Raw genomic sequence first — 8,778 nt, 5'->3', positions numbered from 1 at the left:
GGAAGGTCCGCTCGTTGGCGAGCGAGAAGCGGTAGTCGGGGGTCTCGCCACCGCATGGTGGTCGGGGCCCTTCCCCGTACGCGCGAAACGTGCGGAGCGGATCAGCGGCGGTGCTGCGAGTCCGCCACCGTCACCTCGACGCGCTGGAACTCCTTGAGGTCGCTGTAGCCGGTCGTGGCCATCGCGCGGCGCAGGGCGCCGAAGATGTTCATCGAGCCGTCCGGGGTGTGCGACGGGCCGGTCAGCACCTCCTCGGTCGTGCCGACCGAGCCGAGGTCCACCAGCTTGCCGCGCGGCACGTCCTCGTGGACGGCCTCCATGCCCCAGTGCCGGCCGCGGCCCGGAGCGTCGGTGGCGCGAGCCAGCGGGGAGCCCATCATCACGGCGTCCGCGCCGCAGGCGATGGCCTTCGGCAGGTCGCCGGACCAGCCGACGCCACCGTCCGCGATGACGTGCACGTACCGGCCGCCGGACTCGTCCATGTAGTCGCGGCGGGCACCCGCCACGTCCGCCACGGCGGTCGCCATCGGCACCTGGATGCCGAAGACGTTGCGGGTGGTGTGCGCGGCGCCGCCGCCGAAGCCCACCAGGACACCCGCCGCACCGGTGCGCATCAGGTGCAGGGCCGCGGTGTACGTGGCGCAGCCGCCGACGATCACCGGGACGTCCAGCTCGTAGATGAACTGCTTGAGGTTGAGCGGCTCGGCGGCACCGGAGACGTGCTCGGCGGAGACGGTCGTACCGCGGATGACGAAGATGTCCACCCCGGCGTCGACGACGGCCTTGGAGAACTGGGCGGTGCGCTGCGGGGAGAGCGCGGCGGCGGTGACGACACCGGAGTCGCGCACCTCCTTGATGCGCTGCCCGATCAGCTCCTCCTGGATCGGAGCGGAGTAGATCTCCTGGAGACGCCGGGTCGCGGTCTCGACCGGCATCTCGGCGATCTCGTCGAGCAGCGGCTGCGGGTCCTCGTGGCGGGTCCAGAGACCTTCCAGGTTGAGGACGCCGAGCCCGCCGAGCTCGCCGATGCGGATGGCGTGCTGCGGGGAGACGACGGAGTCCATGGGAGCGGCCAGGAACGGCAGCTCGAAGCGGTAGGCGTCGATCTGCCAGGCGATCGAGACCTCCTTCGGGTCCCGGGTCCTGCGGCTCGGTACGACGGCGATGTCGTCGAATGCGTATGCCCGGCGGCCGCGCTTGCCGCGCCCGATCTCGATCTCAGTCACGATGTGTGGCCTTTCCCTCTACGTCTGCGCTGACCAGTATCCCCGACACACGGCGGAGGGGCGGCCCGGGGAACCCCGGCCGCCCCTCCCCCACCGTGTGGGTGTTACTTCCTGCTGTAGTTCGGTGCCTCGACCGTCATCTGGATGTCGTGCGGGTGGCTCTCCTTGAGACCCGCCGACGTGATGCGCACGAAGCGGCCCTTGCTCTCCATCTGGTCGACGGACGCGGCGCCCACGTACCCCATGGTCTGGCGCAGACCGCCGACGAGCTGGTGGAGGACGTTGGCCAGCGGGCCCCGGTAGGGCACCTGGCCCTCGATGCCCTCGGGCACGAGCTTGTCGTCCGAGGACACCTCGGCCTGGAAGTAGCGGTCCTTGGAGTAGGAACGGCCCTGGCCGCGGGACTGCATCGCGCCGAGCGAGCCCATGCCGCGGTACGACTTGAACTGCTTGCCGTTGATGAACATCAGCTCGCCCGGGGACTCCTCGCAACCCGCGAGGAGGCTGCCCAGCATCACGCTGTCCGCGCCCGCGGCGAGCGCCTTGCCGATGTCGCCGGAGTACTGCAGGCCGCCGTCGCCGATCACCGGCACACCCGCAGCGCGGGCGGCGAGAGCGGCTTCGTAGATCGCGGTGACCTGCGGGACGCCGATACCGGCGACCACACGGGTCGTACAGATGGAGCCGGGGCCCACGCCGACCTTCACGCCGTCGACGCCGGCGTCGATCAGCGCCTGGGCGCCGTCGCGGGTGGCGACGTTGCCGCCGATGACGTCTATGCCGACGCTCGACTTGATCTTCGCCATCCAGTCGAGGGCGTTGCTGTTGTGGCCGTGCGAGGTGTCGACGATCAGGAAGTCGACCCCGGCGGAGGCGAGCGCCTGGGCGCGGTCGAGCGCCTCGGGGCTGGCACCGACGGCCGCGCCGACCAGCAGACGGCCCTCGGCGTCCTTGGCGGCGTTGGGGTACTGCTCGGCCTTCTTGAAGTCCTTGACCGTGATGAGGCCCTTGAGGAGGCCCGCCTCGTCGACCAGCGGCAGCTTCTCGATCTTGTGGCGGCGCAGCAGCTCCATGGCCTCGACGCCGGAGATGCCGACCTTGCCGGTGACGAGCGGCATCGGCGTCATGACCTCGCGCACCTGGCGCGAACGGTCGGACTCGAAGGCCATGTCACGGTTGGTCACGATGCCGAGGAGCTTGCCCGCGGGGTCGGTGACCGGCACGCCGCTGATGCGGAACTTCGCGCAGAGGGCGTCCGCCTCGCCGAGGGTGGCGTCGGGGTGCACGGTGATCGGGTCGGTGACCATCCCGGACTCGGACCGCTTCACCAGGTCGACCTGGTTCACCTGGTCCTCGATGGAGAGGTTGCGGTGCAGCACACCGACACCGCCCTGACGGGCCATCGCGATGGCCATCCGCGACTCGGTCACCTTGTCCATGGCGGCCGACAGCAGGGGGATGTTCACCCGCACGTTGCGCGAGATGAGGGACGAGGTGTCGACCGCGTTGGGCAGGACCTCCGACGCGCCCGGCAGCAACAGCACGTCGTCGTATGTCAGCCCGAGCGTGGCGAACTTCCCAGGCACTCCGTCGACGTTTGCAGTCATGACACCTTCCCCAAATGGTCTTGATCGGTGCGGATGTCCATGCTAACGGCCTTCGGGGGTGTCTCATTCCACGAGCAAGATCACCGAGCGGCTCCGTAGATTCCTACGACAGCGTGAACACCCCGCGAACACGGGGTCGCGGCGGAGACGACCGGCGCGGGGTGCGGCCGAAGTCACTGTTCGGCGAGGGCTCGCAGCCGACTGAGCGCGCGGTGCTGGGCGACCCGCACGGCGCCGGGCGACATCCCCAGCATCTGCCCGGTCTCCTCGGCGGTCAGTCCGACCGCGACCCGCAGGACCAGCAGTTCGCGCTGGTTCTCCGGGAGGTTGGCGAGGAGCTTCTTGGCCCAGGCCGCGTCGCTGCTGAGCAGGGCGCGTTCCTCCGGGCCGAGGGAGTCGTCGGGGCGCTCGGGCATCTCGTCGGAGGGGACGGCCGTGGAACCGGGGTGGCGCATCGCGGCGCGCTGGAGGTCGGCGACCTTGTGTCCGGCGATGGCGAAGACGAACGCCTCGAACGGGCGGCCGGTGTCGCGGTAGCGCGGCAGCGCCATGAGCACCGCCACACAGACCTCCTGCGCCAGGTCCTCGCCGAAGTGACGAGCGTCACCGGGCAGCCGGTTCAGCCGGGACCGGCAGTACCGCAGGGCGAGGGGGTGGACGCGGGCCAGCAGGTCGTGTGTCGCCTGCGCGTCGCCGTCCACGGCCCGTTGCACCAGGGCAGCGATCACCGTCGTCTCGTCGTCGCGCATCGGACCATGGTGCCTTGATGCCGACCGGTCCGTGCCATCGCGTTCAGAGTTGTGCACCGAAGCGTTACGAGCGGGTGCGCCGGATGTCATGTCCTGCGCCCTCCCCTTCCGCTGGATCCGCTGGTCCGAATCGTCGTTCCCGAGGAACTCCACAGCTCAAGGATGCGTCATCGGCCGGGAAGCGTCACCCACCGCCGCCGCTGCCGACCCGCCACAGGTGGGCCGCCCCGCCCGCGCTCTCCGTCGCCCCGCCCGCGGGTCCGCGGACGGGGACGATTCCGGCACGCCGGTCGGAGGCCACCCGACAGGCTCAGCGCACCAGGCCCCAGCGGAATCCGAGCGCCACCGCGTGGGCCCGGTCCGAGGCGCCGAGCTTCTTGAAGAGCCTGCGGGCGTGGGTCTTGACCGTGTCCTCGGAGAGGAAGAGCTCGCGCCCGATCTCCGCGTTGGAACGGCCGTGGCTCATGCCTTCGAGCACCTGGATCTCCCGCGCGGTGAGCGTGGGAGCGGCCCCCATCTCCGCGGACCGCAGCCGGCGCGGGGCGAGCCGCCACGTCGGGTCGGCCAGCGCCTGGGTCACGGTGGCCCGCAGTTCGGCGCGCGAGGCGTCCTTGTGCAGATAGCCGCGGGCTCCGGCGGCGACCGCGAGCGCGACCCCGTCCAGGTCCTCGGCGACCGTCAGCATGATGATCCGGGCACCGGGGTCGGCGGAGAGCAGCCGCCGGACGGTCTCCACACCTCCCAGACCGGGCATGCGGACGTCCATCAGAATCAAATCCGAACGGTCGGCTCCCCAGCGGCGGAGTACTTCCTCGCCGTTGGCCGCCGTCGTCACACGCTCGACGCCGGGCACGGTCGCAACCGCGCGACGGAGCGCCTCTCGGGCGAGCGGGGAGTCGTCGCAGACGAGGACGGATGTCATGACCGTCCTCCGCAGCTGATGCGCGTCACCTTGAGCCTCCAGGCTGATACAAGTCGTCACCTGTGCGGTTGACCCCCTCGGACATGTGCCCGAGCCGGTTCGTCGCCAACCGCCTCCGCACTCTCAACGATGGTCACTCGAAAGAGTTACGGGTCGGACCGTAGGGTTCGGCACTCTACGTGAAGGGCCGCACACGGAGAGGATCGACGCGGGCGCTTCACCCTTCAACCGAAACTTCACTGGTTGGCGTGCCCTATTTGGCGGCTTTTCTTCCCTTTTGCTGGTGTCTGTGACTAGATTCGCAATCAGTCATATTTACATCTACTACGACCGTAGATGTACGGCAGGCTCGATCACCCAGGACCTGAGGACCTGAGGAACCGGGGATCGGCCACCGACGGACGACGACGGACTGCGACTGCCGGGACGACGTCTCCGGCGGAGCACGGTTTCGAGGGGACAAGCAATGGCAGATTTCTCCCGCCTTCCCGGACCCAACGCGGACCTGTGGGACTGGCAGCTGCTCGCGGCCTGCCGAGGGGTCGACAGTTCACTGTTCTTCCACCCCGAGGGCGAACGCGGAGCCGCCCGGAGCGCCCGCGAGACTTCGGCGAAAGAGGTGTGCATGCGCTGCCCCGTACGCGCCGAGTGCGCCGCCCACGCGCTGGCCGTGCGCGAGCCCTACGGAGTGTGGGGCGGCCTGACCGAGGACGAACGCGAGGAGCTGATGGGCCGCGCCCGCAACCGTCTGATCACGACGGCCTCTCCTTCCGGCCATTCCGGTCCGGCCGACAGCACGCACCACGGCTGAGGGGCACACGCCGCCCCGTACCGCAGGAACGTTTCACCATCCACGGTCCGTCCCCGCCGGGACCTCGACGGACCGGGGCACGGTCGTGCCGTCAGCGGGCCGCGGCGAGCGAAAGCTGGTCCAGCGTGGCCGCCACCGCCGGGACCCGCGCCAGGTCCGGCAGGGTCAGCGCCACGATCTCGCGCACGATGGGCGGCTCCACCGTCACGGTCACCGCCCCCTTGGGGCGTACCGACTCGATCGCCAGCGCGGGCAGCACCGCCACCCCGAGCCCGGCGCCGACCAGTCCGATCACGGCGGGATAGTCGTCGGTGGCGAAGTCGATACGGGGGGTGAACCCGGACTCCTCGCAGACCTCCACCAACTGCCGGCGGCAGCGCGGGCAGCCGGCGATCCAGGGGTCCCCGGCGAGTTCGCCGATGTCGATCGCGTCCGTCCCGGCAAGCCGGTGACCCTCGGGCAGCAGACCGATCAGCCGGTCCGCGAGCAGCGGCCGGACCACCAGGTCGCCCCAGTCGCCGTCACCGCTCTCCGCGGAGTTCCCGCCGCCGGAGTTCCCGTACCGGAAGGCGAGCGCGATGTCGCAGTCCCCGTCACGGAGCATCTCCACGGACCGGGGCGGTTCCGCCTCCACCAGCGAGACCTGGGTGCCGGGGTGCTCGGCGCGCAGCGCGGCCAGGGCGCCGGGGACCAGGGTGGAGCTGCCGCTGGGGAAGGAGACGAGCCGGACCCGGCCGGCGCGCAGCCCCGCGATGGCGGCGACCTCTTCTTCGGCTGCGGTCAGCCCGGCCAGGATGCCGGAGGCGTGCCGCACGAGGGCCTCGCCGGCCTGGGTGAGCCGCATCTCGCGACCGGTACGGATCAGCAGCGGCGTCCCGACCGAGGTTTCCAGCGCTTTCATCTGCTGGCTGATGGCCGGCTGGGTGAAGCCCAGCTCGCGGGCGGCGGCGGAGAACGAGCCGGTGGTGGCGACGGCACGCAGGACGCGGAGATGACGGGCTTCGATCACCCTCCCACCATAAGCGTCACTTCTGTTGATCGCGAAAAAATGCGATGCGACTTTCATATCCGGCGTTCTAACCTCTCCCTATGCGCCTGCTGACCGTGAACGTCGGAATCCCCCGCCACTCCGCGCACACCGGCGCCCCCGACGGCCTCACCGGCATCGACAAGCGCCCGGTGGACGGCCCGGTGGCGGTGACCGACCCGGGACCGAAGGGCGTCGGCGCCAGCGGTCTGGCCGGGGACGCCGTCTGCGACCTGCGCCACCACGGCGGCAGCGACCAGGCGGTGTACGCGTACGCCCGGGAGGAACTCGACGCCTGGGAGCAGAAGCTCGGCACCCCGCTGCCCAACGGGATCTTCGGCGAGAACCTGACGACCCTCGGCCTGGAGGTCAGCGAGGCGCTGGTCGGCGAGCGGTGGCGGATCGGCCCGGACCTGGTCCTGGAAGTGACCGCCGGCCGCATCCCGTGCCGTACCTTCGCGGGCCACGTACAGGAGGAGCGCTGGGTGAAGCGCTTCAGCCAGGAGGCGGTCACCGGCGCGTACCTGCGGGTCATCACCCCGGGCTCCATCCGCGCCGGGGACCCGGTCGAGATCGTCCACCGCCCGGACCACGGGGTGACCGCGTCCCTGGAGTTCCGCTCCTTCACCGACCGCACCCTGCTGCCGCGCCTCCTCCCCGCGGGCGAGGCGCTGCACCCGGAGGCACTGGCGGCGGCGCGGGAGTACGTGGCGAAGCAGGGGGTGTGACGAGCCGTCGGGCAGAGAACTCGCCTTCGGCAATCAGTCGGCGGACCTTGACCCCGGCCGACATCTCGCAACCTCCGCATCTCCTCGACGAAGCCGGCTCGGAGGATCCGGTCCGGGCAGACGAGTCGACTCGCTGCGCCGTTCGGAAGTCTGGGCTGCCACGCTCTGACGGAGACGCCTCCACCCTCCCGCCGCCGTACGAACTCGCCCCGCGCACACCGGACTCGGCAAGGGCGGACTCCTCGTATTCACTGGGCAAACCTCAACGGCGGCACCGTCACACCTTCAACGCACCGTGCAGCCAGGGTCCAAGTGCCTTGGAGGCAGGACCTCGCTTCGACATTCCGCGCAGCACTCCCCACCAAGCGCGCCAACTCCTCCAAAAAAAGACGGGTTACGGCAGCGGAAGGAGTATCAAACGGCCGAAACCGACTGGATGAACAAAAGGATCATCTTCGCCACCCCGGAGGGCAGGTCACTCGGCCCCGACATCAAGCGGCGCCAGCCCTTCCTCATAAACCCCGAGCGACCCACTACTTCTCATTCAGAACCTCCGGCCCTCGACACCCGCACTACTCATGGAAAGGGCGTCAAGATCGTGGTGACCAAGGAACTCTTCAGTGACGCCCATATCGGCGTCACCGCCGTCAAGGCCCGCGTCCGCCTCCAACGCCAGGCCATTGACACCCTCAACACCGCTCGACAGCCCGGGGATCACTGCGGCGGCGGCCACTGGTGATGGCGACGAATAGCCGCCCTGCGCCAGCTTCGTCCGCTGACGCTGCCGTCAACTACTCCCGCCACGGTCGACGGGAGCCCCGCCAACGGGGCCCCCGTTTCCCTACAGCGCGTTGCGGACGAGCCGACCGCGAATGGTCTGGGACGTTATCTCAAACGATAGAGGGTTACCCAGACATTCCAGCGTCCGCTGGGCTTCATTTCAGCTACTTGCACTCTCACTGGCCCCGCCGGTCGAGGGACAGGAAGCAAGCGGTTTGAAGGGACTTCCTTCCCCGGCCACACGGCATCAAAAACCACCAGATCGCTTCCCGCATCCCACTCAGCAATCGCCCCCAGCGCAGAACCGGGAATGCCTCGGCAACGACCTCAATCACATTAGTGACCGAAGTACTTGCCCTCCGTTGCACAAAAAGATCCAGGCTCGGCACGTAGGTGAGTGCTCCTTCTCCCGCCGCCAGCGTCAAAACCTGCGACCCTGCTAGGGAGAAAACTCCAGCGGCACCATCACCCTGACCAGCCTGCCAGTAGTCAGTGGACTCTTCGGGGTCGTCTTCGTCATCCTCAACGCCCCCTCGCCAGAGCTCCCGAACAGACTCCGGAAGGCACACATACATCCCGCCCAGAGAGTCGATCCATCTCGGCTCGGATTTCATTGAAGTGTCACACTTTCCACTACGGAGTCCACAAGCCTGACGAGGTCTGAGTCCAGCTAGGACCGACATTCAAGAGATCCTTCGGCACGACCAGCCCCGACGGCCGCATCCTATAACCCTGCGGGTTCCTTCCAGTGAGCAGTTTCATGGCAAAATTGCCTTGACGCCTCATGCAAGTCTCGCAATGCGGGTAGAGCATCTGCGGAGTTCCGTCAAGCACCAGCGAAAGTCAGGCACACAGAAGAAAACGGGGGCGTGGCCGCCGAAAGCGCCGCCTCACAACGCAGAAGGTCCCCGCACCTGGTGTGCGGGGA

The 8,778-nt window shown here is 69.0% G+C and carries 9 protein-coding genes; 3 read left to right on the top strand and 6 right to left on the bottom strand.

All coding sequences use genetic code 11. The annotated features are described in order from the left end of the window. Positions 1–101 precede the first annotated feature (101 nt). The 4 genes from ACFWEP_RS26770 to ACFWEP_RS26755 all read right to left on the bottom strand — a co-directional run bounded on the left by ACFWEP_RS26770 (position 102) and on the right by ACFWEP_RS26755 (position 4,504). Positions 102–1,226 (bottom strand): GuaB3 family IMP dehydrogenase-related protein, encoded by a 1,125-nt coding sequence (locus tag ACFWEP_RS26770; RefSeq protein ID WP_018101158.1) that lies wholly within the window; start codon positions 1,224–1,226, stop codon positions 102–104. A gap of 104 nt (positions 1,227–1,330) precedes the next feature. After that, the gene (gene guaB, locus ACFWEP_RS26765; protein ID WP_387373631.1) at positions 1,331–2,833 is read right to left on the bottom strand and encodes an IMP dehydrogenase; all 1,503 of its coding nucleotides are present in this window, start codon (positions 2,831–2,833) and stop codon (positions 1,331–1,333) included. A gap of 173 nt (positions 2,834–3,006) precedes the next feature. Beyond that, the gene (locus tag ACFWEP_RS26760; protein ID WP_328719855.1) at positions 3,007–3,582 is read right to left on the bottom strand and encodes a sigma-70 family RNA polymerase sigma factor; all 576 of its coding nucleotides are present in this window, start codon (positions 3,580–3,582) and stop codon (positions 3,007–3,009) included. 310 nt (positions 3,583–3,892) lie between these two features. Then, entirely contained in the window at positions 3,893–4,504 is a 612-nt protein-coding gene (locus ACFWEP_RS26755; RefSeq protein WP_003948568.1) for a response regulator transcription factor, read from the bottom strand. Positions 4,505–4,970: 466 nt separating this feature from the next. On the opposite strand from ACFWEP_RS26755, the gene ACFWEP_RS26750 reads away from it, so the two are divergent. Next, positions 4,971–5,315: a WhiB family transcriptional regulator gene (locus ACFWEP_RS26750; RefSeq protein ID WP_387373629.1), complete on the top strand. Its 345-nt coding sequence runs from the start codon at positions 4,971–4,973 to the stop codon at positions 5,313–5,315. A 91-nt stretch (positions 5,316–5,406) separates the two neighbouring features. Here the strand turns inward: ACFWEP_RS26750 and ACFWEP_RS26745 are convergent, their stop codons facing one another. Further along, positions 5,407–6,324, bottom strand: a complete 918-nt coding sequence (locus ACFWEP_RS26745; protein WP_387373627.1) for a LysR family transcriptional regulator — start codon at positions 6,322–6,324, stop codon at positions 5,407–5,409. Between the two features lie 80 nt (positions 6,325–6,404). Here ACFWEP_RS26745 and ACFWEP_RS26740 point away from each other — a divergent pair, with 80 nt between their 5' ends. Both ACFWEP_RS26740 and ACFWEP_RS26735 read left to right on the top strand, forming a co-directional pair. Then, on the top strand, positions 6,405–7,070 hold the full coding sequence (locus ACFWEP_RS26740; RefSeq protein ID WP_387373625.1) for an MOSC domain-containing protein: 666 nt from the start codon (positions 6,405–6,407) through the stop codon (positions 7,068–7,070). 436 nt (positions 7,071–7,506) lie between these two features. Next, a complete protein-coding gene (locus tag ACFWEP_RS26735) occupies positions 7,507–7,809 on the top strand; it encodes a hypothetical protein (protein ID WP_387373623.1) in 303 nt (100 codons plus the stop codon). A 217-nt stretch (positions 7,810–8,026) separates the two neighbouring features. Here ACFWEP_RS26735 and ACFWEP_RS26730 read toward each other — a convergent pair whose 3' ends face one another. Beyond that, positions 8,027–8,464 (bottom strand): Imm21 family immunity protein, encoded by a 438-nt coding sequence (locus ACFWEP_RS26730; RefSeq protein ID WP_387373621.1) that lies wholly within the window; start codon positions 8,462–8,464, stop codon positions 8,027–8,029. Positions 8,465–8,778: the final 314 nt, after the last annotated feature.

This window comes from Streptomyces sp. NPDC060198 (genome assembly GCF_042728415.1).
Classification (GTDB): domain Bacteria; phylum Actinomycetota; class Actinomycetes; order Streptomycetales; family Streptomycetaceae; genus Streptomyces.
The sequence above is the reverse complement of the archived record's forward strand: the minus strand, read 5'-3'. Positions and strand labels throughout refer to the sequence as shown.

What these genes read in the sequence shown, in the direction of transcription:
- ACFWEP_RS26730 (WP_387373621.1), bottom strand. Translation starts at nt 8,464, where the DNA reads ATGAAATCCGAGCCGAGATGGATCGACTCTCTGGGCGGGATGTATGTG.
- guaB (WP_387373631.1), bottom strand. Translation starts at nt 2,833, where the DNA reads ATGACTGCAAACGTCGACGGAGTGCCTGGGAAGTTCGCCACGCTCGGG.
- ACFWEP_RS26755 (WP_003948568.1), bottom strand. Translation starts at nt 4,504, where the DNA reads ATGACATCCGTCCTCGTCTGCGACGACTCCCCGCTCGCCCGAGAGGCG.
- ACFWEP_RS26750 (WP_387373629.1), top strand. Translation starts at nt 4,971, where the DNA reads ATGGCAGATTTCTCCCGCCTTCCCGGACCCAACGCGGACCTGTGGGAC.
- ACFWEP_RS26760 (WP_328719855.1), bottom strand. Translation starts at nt 3,582, where the DNA reads ATGCGCGACGACGAGACGACGGTGATCGCTGCCCTGGTGCAACGGGCC.
- ACFWEP_RS26735 (WP_387373623.1), top strand. Translation starts at nt 7,507, where the DNA reads ATGAACAAAAGGATCATCTTCGCCACCCCGGAGGGCAGGTCACTCGGC.
- ACFWEP_RS26740 (WP_387373625.1), top strand. Translation starts at nt 6,405, where the DNA reads ATGCGCCTGCTGACCGTGAACGTCGGAATCCCCCGCCACTCCGCGCAC.